This window comes from Pseudomonas sp. LS2P72, from assembly GCF_054897865.1.
In genome coordinates, this window is sequence record NZ_CM142708.1 from 5,686,920 (window position 1) to 5,707,087 (window position 20,168).

The 20,168-nt window shown below is 58.7% G+C and carries 15 protein-coding genes; 11 read left to right on the plus strand and 4 right to left on the minus strand.

From position 1 onward, the window contains the following. Both ACYZUA_RS26145 and ACYZUA_RS26150 read right to left on the minus strand, forming a co-directional pair. Positions 1 to 657 carry a Pr6Pr family membrane protein gene (locus tag ACYZUA_RS26145; protein ID WP_461961177.1) on the minus strand — a complete coding sequence of 219 codons (657 nt, stop codon included), beginning with the start codon at positions 655 to 657 and terminating at the stop codon, positions 1 to 3. 2 nt (positions 658 to 659) lie between these two features. After that, on the minus strand, positions 660 to 890 hold the full coding sequence (locus ACYZUA_RS26150; protein WP_007944895.1) for a VF530 family protein: 231 nt from the start codon (positions 888 to 890) through the stop codon (positions 660 to 662). 374 nt (positions 891 to 1,264) lie between these two features. Here ACYZUA_RS26150 and ACYZUA_RS26155 point away from each other — a divergent pair, with 374 nt between their 5' ends. From ACYZUA_RS26155 to cmoB, 7 genes are all read left to right on the plus strand, one after another. Then, positions 1,265 to 2,647: a carbohydrate porin gene (locus ACYZUA_RS26155; protein ID WP_461961178.1), complete on the plus strand. Its 1,383-nt coding sequence runs from the start codon at positions 1,265 to 1,267 to the stop codon at positions 2,645 to 2,647. Between the two features lie 214 nt (positions 2,648 to 2,861). Beyond that, positions 2,862 to 5,273 (plus strand): glucose/quinate/shikimate family membrane-bound PQQ-dependent dehydrogenase, encoded by a 2,412-nt coding sequence (locus ACYZUA_RS26160; RefSeq protein ID WP_461961179.1) that lies wholly within the window; start codon positions 2,862 to 2,864, stop codon positions 5,271 to 5,273. Between the two features lie 672 nt (positions 5,274 to 5,945). Next, positions 5,946 to 8,363, plus strand: a complete 2,418-nt coding sequence (lon, locus tag ACYZUA_RS26165) for an endopeptidase La (protein WP_461961180.1) — start codon at positions 5,946 to 5,948, stop codon at positions 8,361 to 8,363. A gap of 189 nt (positions 8,364 to 8,552) precedes the next feature. Then, the gene (locus ACYZUA_RS26170; protein ID WP_461961181.1) at positions 8,553 to 8,945 is read left to right on the plus strand and encodes a protease inhibitor I42 family protein; all 393 of its coding nucleotides are present in this window, start codon (positions 8,553 to 8,555) and stop codon (positions 8,943 to 8,945) included. Positions 8,946 to 8,947: 2 nt separating this feature from the next. Next, positions 8,948 to 9,583: a lysoplasmalogenase gene (locus ACYZUA_RS26175; RefSeq protein ID WP_461961182.1), complete on the plus strand. Its 636-nt coding sequence runs from the start codon at positions 8,948 to 8,950 to the stop codon at positions 9,581 to 9,583. A 175-nt stretch (positions 9,584 to 9,758) separates the two neighbouring features. After that, positions 9,759 to 10,538, plus strand: coding sequence for a carboxy-S-adenosyl-L-methionine synthase CmoA (cmoA, locus tag ACYZUA_RS26180; protein ID WP_461961183.1), 780 nt, complete (start codon positions 9,759 to 9,761; stop codon positions 10,536 to 10,538). Beyond that, positions 10,535 to 11,491, plus strand: a complete 957-nt coding sequence (cmoB, locus tag ACYZUA_RS26185; protein WP_461961184.1) for a tRNA 5-methoxyuridine(34)/uridine 5-oxyacetic acid(34) synthase CmoB — start codon at positions 10,535 to 10,537, stop codon at positions 11,489 to 11,491. The genes cmoA and cmoB overlap by 4 nt, the downstream gene beginning before the upstream one ends. 137 nt (positions 11,492 to 11,628) lie before the next feature. Here cmoB and tadA read toward each other — a convergent pair whose 3' ends face one another. After that, complete coding sequence (tadA, locus tag ACYZUA_RS26190; protein ID WP_223432748.1) at positions 11,629 to 12,126, minus strand: tRNA adenosine(34) deaminase TadA; 498 nt, start codon at positions 12,124 to 12,126, stop codon at positions 11,629 to 11,631. After that, entirely contained in the window at positions 12,126 to 13,502 is a 1,377-nt protein-coding gene (locus ACYZUA_RS26195) for a multicopper oxidase family protein (protein ID WP_461961185.1), read from the minus strand. The genes tadA and ACYZUA_RS26195 overlap by 1 nt, the downstream gene beginning before the upstream one ends. 302 nt (positions 13,503 to 13,804) lie before the next feature. Here ACYZUA_RS26195 and ACYZUA_RS26200 point away from each other — a divergent pair, with 302 nt between their 5' ends. The 4 genes from ACYZUA_RS26200 to ACYZUA_RS26215 all read left to right on the plus strand — a co-directional run bounded on the left by ACYZUA_RS26200 (position 13,805) and on the right by ACYZUA_RS26215 (position 20,075). Beyond that, positions 13,805 to 18,460 (plus strand): RHS repeat-associated core domain-containing protein, encoded by a 4,656-nt coding sequence (locus tag ACYZUA_RS26200; RefSeq protein WP_461961186.1) that lies wholly within the window; start codon positions 13,805 to 13,807, stop codon positions 18,458 to 18,460. Further along, the gene (locus ACYZUA_RS26205) at positions 18,457 to 18,876 is read left to right on the plus strand and encodes a DUF6896 domain-containing protein (RefSeq protein WP_461961187.1); all 420 of its coding nucleotides are present in this window, start codon (positions 18,457 to 18,459) and stop codon (positions 18,874 to 18,876) included. The genes ACYZUA_RS26200 and ACYZUA_RS26205 overlap by 4 nt, the downstream gene beginning before the upstream one ends. A gap of 316 nt (positions 18,877 to 19,192) precedes the next feature. After that, on the plus strand, positions 19,193 to 19,576 hold the full coding sequence (locus ACYZUA_RS26210; RefSeq protein WP_461961188.1) for a hypothetical protein: 384 nt from the start codon (positions 19,193 to 19,195) through the stop codon (positions 19,574 to 19,576). Beyond that, the gene (locus ACYZUA_RS26215) at positions 19,554 to 20,075 is read left to right on the plus strand and encodes a hypothetical protein (protein WP_461961189.1); all 522 of its coding nucleotides are present in this window, start codon (positions 19,554 to 19,556) and stop codon (positions 20,073 to 20,075) included. The genes ACYZUA_RS26210 and ACYZUA_RS26215 overlap by 23 nt, the downstream gene beginning before the upstream one ends. The last annotated feature ends 93 nt before the right edge of the window (positions 20,076 to 20,168 follow it).

Below are 20,168 nucleotides of genomic sequence, written 5' to 3' on the forward strand. Positions count from 1 at the left end.
CTATCGGCGCCGCCCAATCTGGCGGTCAATACCCATCAATAGCAAGGCAATCACCACAAACCCCGCCAACAATCCCCCGGCATTCACGAACACCTGTGGATAACCCAGCTTCTCGACATCAATGAACGGATACGGATAAACCGCCAGCAGATGCCCGCGCCACAACGCATACGCGAAGTACATCATTGGATAGATCACCCACGCCGCGATATGCCGCAGTCGCAACGTGCCTTTCGGCACACAGCACCACCAATAAGCCAGAAACAGCAGTGGCATGACGTCATGCATCAGCTCATCGGCCAGCCATTGCCAGCCTTGCGGATGCCATAAATGACGCAACAACACGTTGTAGCCCAAACCGACCACGGCGATGCTCACGGCAATGCCGCTACTCACCCACGGCTGCAAAAACCAGCGTCGCGCCGCCGACTCGCGGGACGTCAGCTCGCACGTCAGCACGGTCGCCACCAGCGTATTAGTCAGCACGGTGAAATAGCTGAAGAAGCTGACCAGCCCGCCGAGCAGACTGGCCGCCAGTGTCCAGCGTGAGTAGAAAATCAGGTACAGCTGAATGCTCAGTCCTGCCCAGCCAAGCACCGCCGCCACGGCCACAAATCGACGCCTCGTGGCAGAACCTGGCGTCGGTGGGTTGACCATGCTCAGACCGGGCGCTTGGTGCGCATCAGCTTCACGTACAAGCGCTCGACCTTCTCCCGCGCCCATGGGGTTTTGCGCAGGAATGTCAGGCTCGACTTGATGCTCGGGTCACTCTTGAAGCAGCGGATATCGATGCGCTCGGCCAGCCCCGACCATTCGTAGTGCTCAACCAGCGCGTTGAGGATTTGCTCCAGCGTCACGCCGTGCAGCGGGTTGTTGTTCTGTTCGGTCATGCCGGGCCTTCGAGCGGTGAAAGAATGGGAAGCCGCGCACCTTAGCCGAGGGTGTGGTCGGGTGGAAGCGCTCTGTGTGTTCCTCCGTTAAATGTAGGTGACCTGCAAAAGAACGCACCCGGACCTGTAGGAGCATGGCTTGCCCGCGATGGCGATCTTGAGGACGCCATCGCGGGCAAGCCATGCTCCTACGGAGTGCGTTGTACCGACTGGGACTGTTACCAAATCCGAAACTCTCCATGTCGTTAAAAGCGCTTTCTCTATTTGTAACAGGACATTATCCTTGCGCCCGTCAAGCTGAAACGCTTCCGCTGCCCGCGACATACTGCCGCTTCAGTTCACTTCCCAAAAAAAGACCCAGAATTTCTTCCCCTATGCCTTATCTTCAAACTCCGCGAGACAGCGCTGTCCGCACCACTATTGCTCGTCGAAAAGCCCTGAACCTGATTGGCGGATTCACCGCGCTGGGTCTCGCCACTTGCACCCAGGCCGCTCCAGCCTTCGATAGCGAGTCGCCATGGATGCTCGGCGACTGGAACGGCACGCGCACCGAACTTTCGGAAAAAGGCTACGACTTCAAAGTCGATTACACCGGCGAAATGGGCAGCAATCTGCACGGCGGCTACGACCATGACCGCACCGCTCGCTACAGCGACCAGTTCGGCCTCGGCACCCACATGGACTTGCAGAAGATTCTGGGCTGGGACGACGCCGAATTTCAGCTGACCATCACCGAGCGCAACGGCAACAACATCAGCAACGACCGCATCAACGATCCGCGCGTGGGCGGGTTCACCTCGGCTCAAGAAGTCTGGGGCCGCGGGCAAACCTGGCGCCTGACGCAGATGTGGTATCAGCAGACATTCTTCGATCAAATGCTCGACATCAAGGTCGGTCGTTTTGGCGAAGGCGAAGACTTCAACAGCTTCCCCTGCGACTTCCAGAACCTGGCGTTCTGCGGCTCGCAGGTCGGCAACTGGGTCGGTGGCATCTGGTACAACTGGCCGGTCAGCCAGTGGGCGATGCGGGTCAAATATCACCTGACGCCGGAGCTGTACGCGCAGGTCGGCGTCTATGAACAAAACCCGTCGAACCTCGATCGCGATAACGGCTTCAAGCTCAGCGGCAGCGGCACTCAAGGCGCGATCCTGCCGGTGGAACTGGTGTGGTCGCCGAAGCTCAATGGCCTGCCGGGTGAATACCGCGCCGGTTATTACTACAGCAACGCCAACGCCACTGATGCCTACAAGGACATCAACGGTCAGCCGGCCGCCTTGAGTGGCGAGGCTTACCGCAGCGCGTCGAGCAAACACGGCGTGTGGCTCGGTGTGCAGCAGCAATTGACCAGCCGCGCCAGCGACAACTCTCGCGGCCTGAGCGTGTTCGCCAACGGCACGATGCACGACAAGAAGACCAACGCCATCGACAACTATGTCCAGGCTGGCGTGGTCTACAAAGGCTTGTTCGATGCACGAGCCAAGGACGACATCGGTTTCGCCCTGGCCCGCGTCCACGTCAACCCGGCCTATCGCAAGAACGCCGAGGCGACCAATCAGGCCCGCGCGGTCTTCGACTACAACGACCCGTCCTTCCTGCCACCGCAGGACACCGAATACAGCGCCGAACTCTATTACGGCGTGCACGTCACGAACTGGCTGACCGTGCGCCCGAACCTGCAATACATCCGCCACCCCGGTGGCGTGGACCAGGTCGATGACGCGCTGATTGGCGGGATCAAGATCCAGTCGTCGTTCTAACCAACACCACAAACCCTGTAGGAGCAAAGCTTGCTCGCGATGACGGAGTGTCAGTTGACATAGATGCTGCCTGACACACCGCCATCGCGAGCAAGCTCTGCTCCTACAAGGAATGCGGCGTCCAGACACTTTTTACATGAACCCTGCCCGCACCGGATCGTCATCTACAGTGAACTTGCGCGGGACTACTTAAAACGTCACGGAGAACCACACTATGAGCACTGATGGTGCTTTAAGTCGAAGCCGCCTGCTGCCGAGCCTGCTCGGTATCCTGCTTCTGCTAATGGGCCTGGCCATGCTGGCCGGGGGGATCAAGCTGAGCATGCTCGGCGGCTCGCTGTATTACCTGCTGGCCGGTATCGGCCTGGCATTGACCGGCGTGCTGTTGATTACCGCTCGCCGCACTGCGCTGGGCCTGTACGCAGTGGTGCTGTTCGCCAGTACCGTCTGGGCCCTGTGGGAAGTCGGCCTCGATTGGTGGCAACTGGTGCCGCGTCTGGCGATGTTGTTTGCCATCGGTATCGTCATGCTGCTGCCGTGGGTCCGCCGCCCGCTGCATCGCGGTGAGTTCAATTCGGTCGGCACGGGTGCGCTGAGCGCTGCCGTGGCGATTGCCGGTGTTGCCGCGCTCGCCAGTCAGTTCACCAACCCCGGCGAAATCAAAGGCCAACTGGACCGCGACAGCGTGCCGGGTATAACCAACACCGCCCCGGCCATGCCCGACGGTGACTGGAACTCCTACGGCCGCAGCGCCCATGGCGATCGATACTCGCCACTGGCACAGATCACTCCGCAGAACGTGAACAAACTCGTTCCGGCCTGGACCTACCGCACCGGCGATCTGCCTGGGCCGAATGACCCGGGTGAAACCACTGCCGAAAACACTCCGCTGAAAGTCAACGGCATGCTCTACGTCTGCACGCCGCACAGCCAGGTGATCGCGCTGGACCCGGACACTGGCAAGGAAATCTGGCGTTTCGATCCGAAGCTCTCCACGCAAAACGCGGCGAACTTCAAGGGTTGGGCGCACATGACCTGCCGTGGCGTGACCTATCACGATGACGCCGCCTACGCTTCCGAGCAGAGCCCGACGGGCACTGCCAGCCCTGCGCCGGTCAGCACTGTCTGCCCACGCCGGATCTTCCTGCCGACTGCCGACACCCGTCTGATCGCCCTCGACGCCGACACCGGCAAAATGTGCGAAGACTTTGGCAACGGTGGCCAGGTTGACCTGACGACCAACATCGGTGAATTCACCGCTGGCGGTTATTACTCCACATCTCCACCGGCGGTCACCAAAGACCTGGTGGTGATTGGCGGCCACGTGACCGACAACGTTTCCATTGACGAGCCAAGCGGCGTGATCCGCGCGTTCGACGTGCACACCGGCAAACTGGTGTGGAACTGGGACAGCGGCAACCCGGACGACACTACGCCGATTGCCGAAGGCAAGGTCTACACCCGCAACTCGCCAAACATGTGGTCCATCTTTAGCGTCGACGAAAAACTCGGCATGATCTATCTGCCGATGGGCAACCAGACCCCGGACCAGTTCGGTGGCGCTCGCACCCCTGAATCGGAACTGCACGCCGCCGGCCTGACCGCGCTGGACATCGCCACCGGCAAAGTGCGCTGGCACTACCAGTTCACCCACCATGACCTGTGGGACATGGACGTCGGCGGCCAGCCAACCCTGATGGACCTGAAAACCGCAGACGGCGTGAAGCCAGCGGTACTCGCGTCCACCAAGCAAGGCAGCATCTACGTGCTGGACCGCAGCAATGGTCAGCCGATCGTACCGATCAAGGAAATCCCGGTGCCGCAAGGTGCAGTGGAAGGCGACCACACTTCACCGACCCAACCCATGTCCGACCTGAACTTCGTGCCGCCGGTCCTCAAGGAACGCGACATGTGGGGCGTGACCCCGTTCGATCAGATGCTGTGCCGGATTGATTTCAAATCCCTGCGTTACGACGGCATGTTCACCCCGCCGTCGCTGCAAGGCTCGATCGTTTATCCCGGTAACTTCGGTGTGTTCGATTGGGGCGGCATGTCGGTTGACCCGGTGCGTCAGATTGCTTTCGTGAACCCGAGCTACATGGCATTCAAATCGAAACTGATCCCGACCTCGGAAATCGCCAAACAAGGCCCTCGCGTCAGCGAAACCGAAGGCGTGCAGCCCAACAAAGGCGCGCCTTACGGCGTGATCCTCGAAGCGCTGCTGTCGCCGATGGGCCTGCCGTGCCAGGCACCGGCCTGGGGCTACGTGGCAGCAGTCGATTTGACCACCAACAAAACCATCTGGATGCACAAGAACGGTACCGTGCGTGACAGCGCGCCGGTCCCGATCCCACTGAGCATGGGCGTACCGAGCCTGGGCGGGGCCTTTACCACCGCGAGTGGCGTGGCCTTTCTGAGCGGCACCCTCGACCAGTACCTGCGCGCCTATGACGTGAAAAACGGCAAGCAACTGTGGGAAGGACGCCTGCCAGCCGGCGCGCAAACCACCCCGATGACCTACACCGGCAAGGACGGCAAGCAATACGTGCTGGTTGTTGCAGGCGGTCATGGGTCGCTGGGCACCAAGCAGGGTGACTTTGTGATTGCGTACAAACTGTCCGAGTAGGTTTTAGCGGCGGTTAAAGGAAAGGCGACTCCTGCGAAGGGGTCGCCTTTTTTGTGGGTGATGGTTTTTGAATGCAATGCCCGACAAACCACTGATCCACTGTAGGAGCTGAGCTTGGTCCGGGCGGCGTTCCGACGATAGCGGTCTAACATTCAACATTGATGGTGACTAACACTCCGTCATCGTCGGAACGCCGCCCGGACCAAGCTCAGCTCCTACAGTGGAACGGTGTACATCTGCGAGTGATTGGTCGGCTGTCAGGCCGCCTTCGCGGGCAAGCCTCGCTCCTACTAAAACAGAGCAGCGCGCTCCGCTTCTCACCACTCAACAGGCCGAGCGTTAGCTCGCCTGCAGCTCTTGATCTTGATCCACCCGCCCCTTCGGAACGAAGGAACGCCGAGCCCAAGCGAGGGGCCGGACGCTCGGGGCGAGCCTTTTTGGGTACTTTTTTGGCGTTTGAAAAAAGTGCCTCGCCGTAAGGGCGAAACCGCCAGCCGCCGTTACCGCAGGAATGGATATGCCCCACATCAACTAGAGCATGGTCGGCCCAAAGGCCGCCAAGTCAAACGCACCTGTCAAAACCCTGAACACACACCCAGAAATATCCCGAGCCATTGAAACCACCCCCCACCTGCCCCATCTAACACCCATCCCCAATTGCGCAGGTGCCCCATGAGCGACCAGCAAGAATTCCCCGAAGACCCGAGCGAATACGCCGACCCAGAGAACGCCGAACACCACTCCACCGGCAAAGGCCTCGCCCTGCCAGGCCAGAACCTGCCGGACAAGGTCTACATCATCCCGATCCACAACCGCCCGTTCTTCCCGGCCCAAGTGCTGCCGGTCATCGTCAATGAAGAACCGTGGGCTGAAACGCTGGATCTTGTGAGCAAATCCGATCACCACTCCCTGGCCCTGTTCTACATGGACACGCCCCAGGAAGATCCGCGCCATTTCGACACCTCGGCCCTGCCGCTCTATGGCACGCTGGTCAAGGTGCATCACGCCAGTCGTGAAAACGGCAAACTGCAATTCGTCGCCCAAGGCCTGACTCGCGTGCGCATCCGCACCTGGCTCAAACACCATCGCCCGCCGTACCTGGTAGAAGTCGAATACCCGCACCAGCCCACCGAGCCGACCGACGAGGTCAAGGCTTACGGTATGGCGCTGATCAATGCGATCAAGGAACTGCTGCCGCTCAACCCGCTGTACAGCGAAGAGCTGAAGAACTACCTCAACCGCTTCAGCCCCAACGACCCATCACCGCTGACCGACTTCGCCGCAGCCCTGACCTCGGCGACCGGCAGCGAGCTGCAAGAAGTGCTCGACTGCGTACCGATGCTCAAACGCATGGAAAAAGTCCTGCCGATGCTGCGCAAGGAAGTCGAAGTCGCGCGTCTGCAAAAAGAAATTTCCGCCGAAGTTAACCGCAAGATCGGCGAGCATCAGCGCGAGTTCTTCCTCAAGGAACAACTCAAGGTCATCCAGCAAGAGCTGGGCCTGACCAAGGACGACCGCAGCGCTGACATCGAGCAGTTCGAGCAACGTCTGACGGGCAAGGTGTTGCCGCCTCAGGCGCAGAAACGCATCGAAGAGGAAATGAACAAACTGTCGATTCTCGAAACCGGTTCGCCGGAGTATGCGGTCACCCGCAACTACCTCGACTGGGCGACCTCGGTGCCGTGGGGCGTGTTCGGCGAGGACAAACTCGACCTCAAGCACGCGCGCAAGGTATTGGACAAACACCATGCCGGCCTCGACGACATCAAGGACCGCATCCTCGAGTTCCTCGCCGTAGGGGCCTACAAAGGCGAGATCAGCGGCTCCATCGTGCTGCTGGTCGGCCCGCCGGGCGTAGGTAAAACCAGCGTCGGCAAATCCATCGCCGAATCCCTCGGTCGGCCGTTCTACCGCTTCAGCCTGGGCGGCATGCGCGACGAAGCCGAGATCAAGGGCCATCGCCGCACCTACATCGGCGCGCAGCCGGGCAAACTCGTCCATGCGTTGAAAGACGTCGAAGTGATGAACCCGGTGATCATGCTCGACGAGATCGACAAGATGGGCCAGAGCTACCAGGGCGACCCGGCCTCGGCGCTCCTGGAAACCCTCGATCCGGAACAGAACGTCGAATTCCTCGACCACTACCTGGACTTGCGTCTGGACCTGTCGAAAGTGCTGTTCATCTGCACCGCCAACACCCTGGACTCGATCCCCGGCCCGTTGCTGGACCGGATGGAAGTGATTCGCCTGTCGGGTTACATCACCGAAGAAAAAATCGCCATCGCCAAACGTCACCTATGGCCCAAGCAGCTGGAAAAGGCCGGCGTGTCCAAAGGCAGCCTGAGTATCAGCGACAGCGCCCTGAAAGCGTTGATCGACGGATACGCCCGTGAAGCCGGCGTGCGGCAGTTGGAAAAACAACTGGGCAAACTGGTGCGCAAAGCCGTTGTGAAACTGATCGACGAGCCGAAAGCGGTGATCAAACTCGGCCCGAAAGACCTCGAATCCTCACTCGGCCATCCAGTCTTCCGCAACGAGCAAGTGCTGTCCGGTACCGGCGTCATCACCGGGCTGGCCTGGACCAGCATGGGCGGCGCGACCTTGCCGATCGAAGCCACGCGCATTCACACCCTGAATCGCGGTTTCAAACTCACCGGGCAATTGGGCGATGTGATGAAGGAGTCGGCGGAAATCGCCTACAGCTACGTCAGTTCCAACCTGAAGTCGTTCGGCGGTGATCCGAAGTTCTTCGACGAAGCCTTCGTCCACTTGCACGTACCGGAAGGCGCCACCCCGAAAGACGGCCCGAGCGCCGGCGTGACCATGGCCAGCGCCCTGCTCTCGCTCGCCCGCAACCAGGCGCCGAAAAAAGGTATCGCCATGACCGGCGAACTGACGCTGACCGGGCATGTACTGCCGATTGGCGGCGTGCGCGAGAAGGTGATTGCAGCGCGGCGGCAGAAGATCTTCGAATTGATTCTGCCGGAGCCAAACCGTGGAAGCTTTGAAGAACTGCCGGATTATCTGAAGGAAGGGATTACCGTGCACTTTGCCAAGCGCTTTGCGGATGTGGCGAAGATATTGTTCTGATAATCATCTAGCGCCTGCACCACCGCCATCGCGGGCAAGCCTTGCTCCTACGGACTGCACCATCCGTAGGAGCAAGGCTTGCCCGCGATAGCGTTGGCACTTACAACACATCTCCTTCTGTGCCGTCACACTTTGTCTCATCTTCAGTTATGCTCGCCGTTCGTCGTGAATGCCGGAGCCACTGACCTTATGTCCCCCACCCGCCTGTTTGTCCCCCTCGCCCTCTCTTTGCTGGCCGCGTGTGCCACGCAACCGAAACAGAACGTGACCGTGGAAAAACAAAGCGATTGCCCAGTGCAACTGCACAACGGGCAAAACCTGATCCTGACCCTGCCGAGCAACCCGACCACGGGTTACCGCTGGGCGATCCAGGATTCGGCCGGTGGCGTATTGCGCGCACTCAGCCCCGAGGTCTATAGCAACCCGCAAGACGGGGGGATCGTCGGCAGCGCCGGCATTTCGACCTGGCGCTTCCAGTCCTTCGCCGCGGGGACGGGCCGTTTGCGCCTGACTTACTCACAACCGTGGGCACCGGAAGTACCGGCGGTGGAGAGCTTCGATTGCGCGATCTCGGTTAACTGATCGTGGGCTGGCTGATTCTGGCGCTGATGGGCGCGGTGACGTTCCTCTACGGCGTCAGCGTGCATGCGACGTTGCTTTGCCTGCTGGTCAAACCGCTGCCGGTATTGGCCCTGCTGGGTTGGTTGCACGACGCACCGCCCAGCGAGTACCGGCGCTGGATCAGCCTTGGATTGATTTTCTCCCTGCTCGGCGATGTGCTGCTGGCGTGGCCGGGGGATTTGTTTGTGTTTGGTCTTGGGGCGTTCCTGGTTGCCCACTTGGCGTATTTGAAGGCTTATTTGAGCGATTGCCGACGGGTAGCGTTGTTACCGCTGATCATCGCGTTGGGCGTCGGCGCGGTGTTGTTGGGGATCTTGATTTCCAATGGGCTGGGTTCGTTGCTCATCCCGGTGATCGTCTATGGTCTGGCCATCAGCGCCATGCTTTGGCGCGCCCTGGCCCGACTCGGCACCGACGTGCCCAAACGCTCGGCGCTGCTGGCGGCGGCAGGTGCGGTGGCGTTTGTGTTTTCGGACAGCGTGATTGGCATCAATCGATTCGTCGCGCCATTTCATGCTGCGCCTTACGTCATCATCCTCAGCTACTGGCTGGGACAATGGGGGATTGCGGCGTCGGCATTTCCTCAAAAACAACACTAACCCCTGTGGCGAGGGGGCTCTTGTGGCGAGGGGACTTGTCCCCGTTCGGTCGCGAAGCGGCCGCAAGACCATGCGACTCGGTTCAGCAGATTTCAGGTCTGCTTCGCAGCCCAACGGGGATAAATCCCCTCACCACGTCAGACAACCCGCGCATCCCCCCGTCAATTTGGCTAAAATGCCGGCCTTTTCCACCTACGCCGCTGGAACCGCCGTGAGCAAAGAACCCGACCGCCTTTTCGCCCAGCCTTTGGCCCAGGTGCCTGACTTCGCCTTTAACGAGGACGTGGTGCGGGTGTTCCCGGACATGATCAAGCGCTCGGTGCCGGGTTATCCGACCATTGTGGAAAACCTTGGCGTGCTCGCCGCGCAGTTCGCCCAGCCCAACAGCGTGCTTTACGACCTGGGTTCGTCGCTCGGCGCCGTGACCCAGGCCTTGCGCCGGCACGTACGCACTGACGGCTGCCGCGTCATCGCTGTGGATAACTCGGCGGCGATGGTTGAACGCTGCCGCGAATACCTGAACGGCCAAGACTCGATGTTCCAGGAGCTGCTGCCGGTGGAAGTGATCGAAGGCGACATCCTCGCTCTCGACTTCCAGCCCGCCTCGGTGGTGGCGCTGAACTTCACCCTGCAATTCATCGCCCCGGAACAGCGCACCGCGTTGCTCTCGCGTATCCGCCAATCGCTATTGCCCGGTGGTGCGCTGATTCTGTCGGAGAAGCTGCGCTTCAATGATCCGGACGAACACGCGCTGCTCACCGATCTGCACGTCGCGTTCAAACGCGCCAACGGCTACAGCGAACTCGAGATCGCCCAGAAGCGCAGCGCCATCGAAAACGTCATGAAGCCCGACAGCCTCGAAGAACACCGCGAGCGCCTGTTGGCCGCCGGTTTTTCGAAAGTCGTGCCGTGGTTCCAGTGTCTTAACTTTGCCTCGTTGATTGCCTTGCCATGATTGATCTGTCCCCCCTCGCCCGCCGCTTGGCCGGCACACCGCTGGCCGATTGGGCCAACACGCTGCAAGCGCAACTCGACAAGAAAATGGAGAAAGGTCACGGCGACCTGGAGCGCTGGCAGAGCGCGCTGGACGCCTTGCCGAAGATTCAGCCGAGCGAAGTCGATCTGCTTAACGGTCTGACGCTGGACACCGATTGCGACGACGAAACCCGCGTTCAGATGCGCACCGCGCTGATGGGTTTGTCACCCTGGCGTAAAGGGCCATTTGATCTGTTTGGCGTGCATGTCGACACCGAATGGCGTTCGGACTGGAAATGGTCGCGGGTTGCACCGCATCTGGATCTGAAGGGCAAACGCATCCTCGATGTCGGTTGCGGCAATGGCTATTACATGTGGCGCATGCTCGGCGCGGGTGCCGACAGCGTGATCGGCGTCGATCCGAACTGGCTGTTTTTCTGCCAGTTCCAGGCGGTGCAGCGTTACCTGTCCGAACCCAATGCCTGGCACTTGCCGTTCCCGTTCGAAGACCTGCCGCCGAACATGGAAGGCTTTGACACCGTATTTTCCATGGGCGTGTTCTATCACCGTCGTTCGCCGATCGAGCATTTGCTGGCGCTGAAGGATTGCCTGGTAAAGGGTGGCGAACTGGTGCTGGAAACCCTGGTGATCGAGGGCGATCAGCAGCAGGTGTTGGTGCCGGAAGACCGTTACGCGCAGATGCGTAACGTGTGGTTCCTGCCGTCGGTGCCGGCGCTGGAACTGTGGCTGCGCCGGGCCGGGTTCACGGATGTTCGCTGTGTGGACGTGAGCGTGACGACGGTCGAGGAACAGCGCGGGACGGAGTGGATGAAGTATCAGTCGCTGAGCGATTTCCTTGACCCGGAAGATCACAGCAAGACAGTTGAAGGGCTGCCGGCACCGATGCGCGCGGTCATCGTCGCCCGCAAGTAAACACCGATCTTCCAAACACCGGAGATCCCCTGTGGGAGCGAGCCTGCTCGCGATGAGGGCCTTTCAGCCAACGAAGATGTTGGATGTTAGTCCGCTATCGCCGGCAAGCCGGTCTCGCTCCCAAATTGGTTTTGTATCTAGTCTGAAGGCTTTGCGCGTCGAGCCTTGAAGAACTCGCTCAACACCGCCCCGCACTCCTCAGCCAACACCCCGCCTTCATACAGCACCCGGTGATTCAAAAAGCCCTGGGTAAAAAACTGCCCCTGACTCTGCACAATCCCGGCCTTCGGCTCCAGCGCCCCATACACCACCCGCGCAATCCGCGAATGCACGATCAGCCCGGCGCACATGCTGCAAGGCTCAAGCGTCACGTACAGCGTGCTGCCCGGCAGCCGATAGTTGCTGGCTGCCAACGCGGCCGCGCGGATCGCGACCATTTCGGCATGAGCACTCGGGTCGTTGCCGCTGATCGGGCAATTGAAACCCCGACCGATGATTTCACCGTCCTGAACCAGCACCGCGCCCACCGGCACTTCACCGAGCGCCGCGCCTTGGGCGGCCAGGGCCAGGGCTTCGCGCATGAAGTCACGATCACGGCTACGGTCGATGATTGCTGTCGGGCGTATCTGACGCATTACGCCACCTCGATGGCGGCCATCAGGCCGGTTTCCATGTGATCAATCACGTGGCAGTGGAACATCCAGATCCCCGGGTTATCCGCCACCAGCGCCACTTGCGCGCGCTCGTTCTTGCCCAACAGATAAGTGTCGGTGAAATACGGAATGACCTTGTGCCGGTTCGACGCAATCACCTTGAAGCTCATGCCGTGCAGATGGATCGGGTGTTGATACTGAGTCATGTTTTTCAATTCGAAAATGTAGCTCTTGCCCTTCTCGAGCTTGGCAATCGGGCGGTCGGCGCAAGTCTTGTCGGTAATGTCCCAGGCCTTGCCGTTGATCTGCCACAGGCTCGGCGGCCTGCCATTGTCGACGTTCACCGACACTGAGCCTACCCATTCGAAATTGAAGTTGAGTTTCTCCGCATTGGCCAGGTCCGGCTCGGCCACCGGGTTGGCGGGCAGCGCCGGCGGCCACTCGGTCGGTGCATCGGTGTTCACCACCGAACGGAACGTGCCGAGGCGAACCGGGCCGTTGCGCAGGGACAGCTCTTCCCCGGCCGGCGGGGCCTTGATCGCCAGGCAAATGCGCATGCCAGGACCCAGCCAGTATTCCTTGCCCAATGGCCGCGGTTCGATGGGGTTGCCGTCCAGCGCATAGATCTGCGCTTCGACACCAGGAATGTTGAGGCGATACGTCAGAGTATTGTCGAGGTTGAGCAGGCGTACACGAGTGATCTGCCCGGCGGGCAACTCGATCACCGCTTGCGCAACACCGTTGATGGTCGACAGACGCCCCGCCGTGCCACCTCGGGCCGCTTCGCGAGGAATGCTGAACGCGACAAAAGCGCCCTCTTCATCGACGTGCCAGCTCTTGAGGCTCAAGGTCTTCTCGTACTTGAAACCGGTAGGCTCGCGCTCTTCGATGATCAACGGGCCGACCAGCCCACGACCGAGTTCTTCGCTGCTGTTCACATGCGGGTGATACCAGTAGCTGCCGGCGTCGGGCACGCGGAATTTGTAATCGAAATATTCGCCCGGCAGCACTGGAAGCTGCGAGACGTAGGGCACGCCGTCCATTTCCAGCGGCAGGCGGATGCCGTGCCAATGAATGGTGGTCGCTACCGGCAGGTGGTTGATGAAACGTACCCGCAGCCATTCGCCCTGACGCACGCGCAACTCGGTGCCCGGCGCCGACGGGCCGAACGCCCAGGCTTCGGTCTTGTGCCCGGCCACCAGTTCGACGTCCAGCGGTGCGGCGATCAGCTCGTAGTCGTGGCCCGCGTCGGCGTCGGCGATTTTGCCCAACCAGTACCGCGACGCGCCCCCCGCTCCGACACCAACGACAACAAGACCGGCCAGGCCACCGAGGATTTGGCGACGGGTAAAGGACATGAACTCAACTACCTCACGTATCAGCGACAGACCCGTAGGCCTGTAAAAGGCGAATACGATACACCTGCGGTTGAGAAACAGTAAGGGTGACCAAGGGCCGCACATCACCTGTGGCGAGGGAGCTTGCTCCCGTTCGTCTGCGAAGCGCTGTTAATAAAGGAATCGCCCTACATCAATTCCCACCTTCCCCTACTTCTTTCCTGATTAATCCCCCGCAAAGTCCCCGCGCCTAATTTTCTGCGCGAGGGATTGCTCATGTTTGACCCGGTTTTTAACCCCGCCTCCTCTCGTTCGGTGCGTTGATGGAGCACGTCGCCCGTATCGAGCAGGAACTCGATAGTTTTCCAGGCACCCTTTCTCTTTATCGCGAACAGTTGAAGCACTGGTTCAGCCAAGCGGCGGACACGGCCAGCCGCGCCGCTGATCTGCCGTCATTGATGGGCATGGAACGGATCATTCGGTTCGGCAATTCCAGCACCGCTGTCAGCAGCGGCGATGACGAGTTTTTATCCACCGTCGTGCAGTGCCCGAAAGGTGGATTGCTGGAAATCGAGAGCAAGTTTGAATCGGTTTATGACATCCCCGTGGGGAATATTCAGGTCGATGTGATTGCGCTTGAGAGCGGAGAGACGACGCTTGTCACGCTTGATGAAAATGGCAAAGGGACGTTCACCGGTACACCCGGCAAGCTCTACCGCATTCACGTCCACAACGAAGTCACACCGCAGCACGTTGAAGATCTTTTCTCTTCCTACAACGGCCTGACGAAGGAACTTGAGAAATGGCTGCGTGATGAATGGAAGACATTCAAACCGAAGTGGTCGGAATCGTCTTCGGTTGCTGTAGGCAATGGATTGCTCGCGGGAAGTTGGGCGGCAATCGAGGGCGTGTGGGACAGCATCGGTCTGCTGTCGGACATCCTCAAGGATCCCGGGAAGTTTGGTGAGCGGTTGGGCGAGAGCGCCGCAGAGCTGAAGAAACTCGCGCAAAACGCCCCCGATGTCATGGAAAAGGCCCAACTGCTGGCCAGTGACGAAGCGGCGCTATGTTTGCTGTTACGCACCGCCAGCCTCTGGTTGGACATGCTGCCGCCCGGCGAGATCGCCGGCAAAACCGCCGAGGCCGTGTCGACGGTAGTAGTGCAGTTGCTCATCGACATTCTGATCGGGGTTGTCCTGACTTTCGCCGGTGCAGGTGCGGGCATTGCCTACCTGGGTATGCGCCTTGCGAACTATGGCGCGCGGATCGTTGATGCTGTTCAGGGCTTCGTCAAAGCGATTTTCAGCATCATCAACAGCTTCACTGCCTACGTCGACCGCTACAAAAAAGTCGCCGCACGCGGCGTTGCTGCGGGTCTGAAAAAAGGCCGGATGCAGCTGCGTTGGGATGCCAAGCGCAACACCACGCTCAAGCAAACCGAACACCACGACAACGTCCCGGACCAGGCGAAAAACCCCAACGGCGACAGCGCCGATTCCGTTGATAAAACCGCCACCAACAAATGCCCGGTATCGATGGTCACCGGCGAAGAACTGCTGACTCTCACCGACGGTGCGCTGGACGGAGTCCTGCCGTTCGAGTTCACCCGGCTCTATCGCACCAGTGCCGCCGAGATCGATGACGGCCTCGGCTTCGGCTGGAGTCACAGCCTCGCCCATCGACTGGAAATCGATGGCGAGACCGTCATCTGGATCGACCACGAAAACCGCCGTACGACCTTTCCTCTACCGAGTACCGAGCGCCCGGCGATCCACAACAGCCTGTCGCGGGCGGCGATTTATCTCGGAGATCAACCCGAAGAACTGATCCTAGCCCAGGCCGGTGACGACACGCGGTTCTATCACTTTCATAACGGTCGGCTGACGACCATCAGCGACGCTTACGACAACCGCCTGCGCATCACCCGCGACCGACAAGACCGCATCAAACGCCTCGACAATGGCGCCGGCCGTGCCTTGCGATTGCGCTATGACCGCAGCCATTTGGTCGCCGTCGACTATCAGGTTTTTGTCCCGGCCCAGACCCTCGACGAGGCCTGGCACACCGAGCAGACACTGGTCAGTTACAGCTACGACGAACGCGATCAACTGATCGAAGCCACCAACGCTGGCGGCGAAAGCGAGCGTTACGACTACGACGATCAGCACGTCATCCTGCAGCGGCAATTGACCGGTGGGGCGAGTTTCTTCTGGGAGTGGGAACGGTCCGGCAAGGCGGCCCGATGTGTCCGCCATTGGGCGTCGTTTTCGCAGATGGACACGCGTTACGTCTGGGATGACGAGGGCAGTGTCACCGTTCAGAACATCGATGGCAGCGAAGAGGTTTACGTCCATGACGACCGGGCGCGACTGGTGCGCAAGGTCGAGCTGGACGGCGGCGAACACCTCAAAGCCTACGACGACAACGGTCGGTTGCTTGCCGAGCAGGATCCGCTCGGTGCCGTCACCGAATACCGTTACGACGAGGTCGGACGACTTATCGCGCTGATTCCGCCAGAAGACGAACCAACGGCCTACGAGTATCGCAACGGTTTCCTGCACGCACGGTTTCGCGGCAAAGCCGTCTGGAAATATCAGCGCAACGCCCAGGGTGACGTCACCGAAGCGACCGATCCTGACGGTTATGTCAGCCACTATCACTACGACGAACGAGGGCAGTTGCTGTCGATCCGCTACCCGGACAACAGTCGGCAAGTCTTCGTCTGGAATGGCTTGGGGCAGTTGGTTGAGGAAACGCTGCCGGATGGTGGTGTGCGGCAGTTTTCCTACGACGCACTGGGGCGGCAGATTACCCGCCAGGACGAACACGGTGCCGTTACCCAGTACCAATGGGATGCCATCGGCCGACTGATCCAGACGACGCTTCCCACAGGCGCCAGCCGCGCCTTCAGCTACAACGCCTACGGCAAGATCACCGCCGAACGCGATGAACTGGGCCGCGTCACCCGCTACGAATACGTCGACGACCTGCACCTGGTCAGCCGCCGGATCAATCCCGACGGCACCCAGCTGAAGTACCGCTACGACAACGCGCAGCTGTTGCTCACGGAAATCGAAAACGAATCCGGCGAAAAATATCTCCTGGACTACACGCCCAATGGCCTGATCCGACAGGAAACCGGCTTCGACGGCCAACGCACGGCGTACGCCTACGACCTCAACGGCCAGCTGCTGGAGAAAACCGAGTTCGGCGAGGACGGTTCACAGCGGGTGACGGGTTATCAGCGGGATTCGGCCGGACGCCTGCTGGTCAAAAACCTGCCCGATGGCATCAAGGTTCAATACCGCTATGACAGCCTCGGGCGACTGGTCAGCGTCGACGACGGCCACGATCACCCGCTGGAATTTGAGTACGACCAGCAGGACCGCCTGATCACCGAGCATCAGGGCTGGGGCACGCTGCGTTATGGCTACGACGCCTGCGGTCAGCTGAATCGCCTGCGCCTGCCGGACGGCAGCAAACTCGATTACCACCACGCCAAGGGCGGCGCGCTGACGGCCATCGACCTCAACGGCGCGCGACTCACCACCCACCAATTCGCCTTCGGCCGCGAACAGCAACGCCAGCAGGGGCAACTGCTCAGCGAATATGCCTACGACGATCAGGGCCGATTGAAGGCCCACGCTGTCAGTCAACAGCATCAAACACTGTATCGCCGCGACTATGCCTACAGCGCCAACGGCAACCTCGACAGCATCGCCGACACCCGTCACGGCCAACGCAATTACCAATACGACCCGCTCAACCGCCTGACCCGCGTCCGCCACACCCGCGACGACCCACCGGAAAGCTTCGCCCACGACCCCGCCGGCAACCTGCTGATGCAGGACCGCCCCGGCGCCGCAACCGTCAAAGGCAACCGCCTGCTCCTGCAAGGCGACCGCCATTACGACTACGACGCCTTCGGCAACCTCATCCGCGAGCGTCGCGGCACCGCGCAAAAACTGATCACCGAATACCGCTACGACTGCCAGCACCGCTTGGTCGGCGTCACAACCCCTGACGGCTGCGGCGCCAGCTACCGCTACGACGCCTTCGGCCGCCGCATCAGCAAAACCGTCGACGGCAACACCACCGAGTTCTTCTGGCAAGGCGACCACCTCATCGCCGAAAGCAGCCGCGAGCATTACCGCAGTTACGTCTATGAGCCGGGCAGCTTCCGCCCACTGGCCATGCTCGACGGCAAAGGCCCGCGAAAGGCTTGCCCGTTCTACTACCAGCTCGATCATTTGGGTACGCCGCAGGAACTGACTGATTTTGGTGGCGAGATTGTCTGGTCGGCGAAGTACAACGCCTACGGCAAGGTCACTCGTCTTGCGTTCGGTGGGGGAGAACAACTCGATCAGCCGTTGCGTTTTCAAGGACAGTACTTCGACGCCGAGAGCGGTCTGCACTACAACCGGCATCGCTACTACAATCCGGAGGTTGGTCGGTACCTGACGCCGGATCCGATCAAGTTAGCGGGTGGGCTGAACCAGTATCAGTACACGCCGAATCCGACGGGGTGGGTTGATCCGTTGGGGTTGAGTACTTGCCCTGGGGGGGATGGATGTGAGAAACCGTCGTTTGGAGAGCAAGATCCAACCGGCAAGGCGGTAATTGTCGAAGGTGAGCCTCGTCTACCTTCTGTGATCCGTGATGTTGATCCAAACAGTCTAAAAAGAACTCATGCGATAGAGGGTAAAGCTTCCACAAAACAAGTAGAAGCAATCGCCAGCAAAATGCAAAAAAATGGGTATGACGATGATTGGCCGATTGATGTTGTGGAGCATAATGGCAGTCGCTATATAGTCGATGGACATCATAGAGCTTCTGCTGCCAGACGAACTCACACAAAAGTTACCATCGTATTGATAAAGGATCTCGTTAATCATCACGGAACTTTTAATGCCTTGGATGAAGTAATGGAGTCCGCTGATAGCGTGGGGCATGACAGATTGATGAGGCCGAGAAGATGAAGAATAAGGATCTGGAGTATTTAATTGACGATTTTTTGATTCAAGTCGATAGAGCTACAGACTTGCTTGAGGAAAAATTTGGTAGAAAATGTATTCTTCGGCTTTGGCGAGCAAATGAAATCCCACAGCGAGGTTTAGTTACAGGTAGTATTAGTTATGAGTTGCATGGAGTCGGTTGCAGGGTGAGTTTTCCGAAAATGTGCATCGACTTCGATTACGGACCCGACGAAAGGGTTGATGGGTTTGATGTATGGAGACTCTATGTGTATGCATGCGAGGCTCCCAGTCTGCATCCGAAGTATATAGATCAAAGCGTATTAGAGAGCGACTTCGAAGAGTATATTAAGCTTGGTAAAGTTGAGAGGGTTTCTGGCTCTATGTCGAGTCTATATTTCAAAAATAAGCTGCGATGGTAAGGTCGCTTTGGATTATTTATTTTCAAGAACGGATACAGGTGGAATGTATGCAGGGCAAATAAATCTGTCCCTTTTGCCCGTCATAAGCGGGAAGAGTTTTTAGGTGAGGGTCCCTGTACAAATAATCACCCAAGGACGAATCTCCCAGATTGGTTTCAGCGGACGGTAAGAGAAGCATTCGATACGGAGCACATGAAATGGGTGGCAAGCCGAGTAAGCATCATGACCACGAGAAGAAGTGGATACTCCAGTTAAAGGAGAATGTCATGAACGTTGAAAATACCGTTATCCGCGGCCCATTACTGAAGAAACAAGTATGAAAATGACCATAGATCTCGTGACTCTTGTTGTTCAAGAAGTTCTTGTTGGATTTTCAACTAATGTCGGGGCCGCAACCGCAGTTTGGCGTGCTGCCCCACCGAAAGCAGGTGAACAGTATGATGTCGAATTAGAAGTCGATGATGAGTTTGTTTGGGGAAAGAATGCTTGTTCTTCGCCCAATAATGCTCACTCTATTGGAGTGATGGATGGCATCGTAACTATGACGGGGGCGTTGATCTCAAATGATATGGAGGGCGGCGCAATTGTTGATGTGGGTGGATCAATAGTATTTATTGAGTTGACTGGATGTGTGAAAACTGACTCGGTGCTCGTGGATTTAAAGATCAAGAATATAAATGTTTTTCCGACAGGTATCTGAAAAAATTCAGCAGTTTTTAATTTTTGTCGCGAAAAATAGTTGGGAAGATGAACAGCTACCAAATAAATCCGCCCCCTTTTTGCCAGAAATTTTTATTGATCCAGATGATGGGCAGCCATACCTCCCGACACCCGCATTTTTTTTAGGGGGAGTTGATATTTATGATCGCGAAGAAACGCTAGGGGAAGCTCTTGAAAAACTTGATCCTAATGACCCGGCTGATAGAGAAGAGATAATACTCAAATACTGCTTGCCTACAAGAAAGTCATACCGGCACAAATTTTTGATTTATAAGAGTTTGGAGGAAGCTCTTCAGGACGGAAAATATGATTTTCAGTCGCTGCTGGCATATGACCCAGAAGCATATTCTTCATTTCCTGATGGTTGGGATGAGATGGAGAACACCAGAGCATTTTTTGAGGATATCTTTCGCTTAGCGACTATTGAGTGGAGAAACGACCTTCATAAGGCCAGCCTTGAAGATCAATCAACCTGGTAAGGCTTGTTATCCCTGAGGTGGATAGATTTTATGACCGCTTCGCGCTCAATCGCGGGCAAGCCACGCTCCCACAGAACGGTGGCGATCTGTAGG

What these genes read in the sequence shown, in the direction of transcription:
- ACYZUA_RS26145 (WP_461961177.1), bottom strand. Translation starts at nt 657, where the DNA reads ATGGTCAACCCACCGACGCCAGGTTCTGCCACGAGGCGTCGATTTGTG.
- ACYZUA_RS26150 (WP_007944895.1), bottom strand. Translation starts at nt 890, where the DNA reads ATGACCGAACAGAACAACAACCCGCTGCACGGCGTGACGCTGGAGCAA.
- ACYZUA_RS26155 (WP_461961178.1), top strand. Translation starts at nt 1,265, where the DNA reads ATGCCTTATCTTCAAACTCCGCGAGACAGCGCTGTCCGCACCACTATT.
- ACYZUA_RS26160 (WP_461961179.1), top strand. Translation starts at nt 2,862, where the DNA reads ATGAGCACTGATGGTGCTTTAAGTCGAAGCCGCCTGCTGCCGAGCCTG.
- lon (WP_461961180.1), top strand. Translation starts at nt 5,946, where the DNA reads ATGAGCGACCAGCAAGAATTCCCCGAAGACCCGAGCGAATACGCCGAC.
- ACYZUA_RS26170 (WP_461961181.1), top strand. Translation starts at nt 8,553, where the DNA reads ATGTCCCCCACCCGCCTGTTTGTCCCCCTCGCCCTCTCTTTGCTGGCC.
- cmoA (WP_461961183.1), top strand. Translation starts at nt 9,759, where the DNA reads ATGCCGGCCTTTTCCACCTACGCCGCTGGAACCGCCGTGAGCAAAGAA.
- cmoB (WP_461961184.1), top strand. Translation starts at nt 10,535, where the DNA reads ATGATTGATCTGTCCCCCCTCGCCCGCCGCTTGGCCGGCACACCGCTG.
- tadA (WP_223432748.1), bottom strand. Translation starts at nt 12,126, where the DNA reads ATGCGTCAGATACGCCCGACAGCAATCATCGACCGTAGCCGTGATCGT.
- ACYZUA_RS26195 (WP_461961185.1), bottom strand. Translation starts at nt 13,502, where the DNA reads ATGTCCTTTACCCGTCGCCAAATCCTCGGTGGCCTGGCCGGTCTTGTT.
- ACYZUA_RS26200 (WP_461961186.1), top strand. Translation starts at nt 13,805, where the DNA reads ATGGAGCACGTCGCCCGTATCGAGCAGGAACTCGATAGTTTTCCAGGC.
- ACYZUA_RS26205 (WP_461961187.1), top strand. Translation starts at nt 18,457, where the DNA reads ATGAAGAATAAGGATCTGGAGTATTTAATTGACGATTTTTTGATTCAA.
- ACYZUA_RS26210 (WP_461961188.1), top strand. Translation starts at nt 19,193, where the DNA reads ATGAAAATGACCATAGATCTCGTGACTCTTGTTGTTCAAGAAGTTCTT.
- ACYZUA_RS26215 (WP_461961189.1), top strand. Translation starts at nt 19,554, where the DNA reads ATGTTTTTCCGACAGGTATCTGAAAAAATTCAGCAGTTTTTAATTTTT.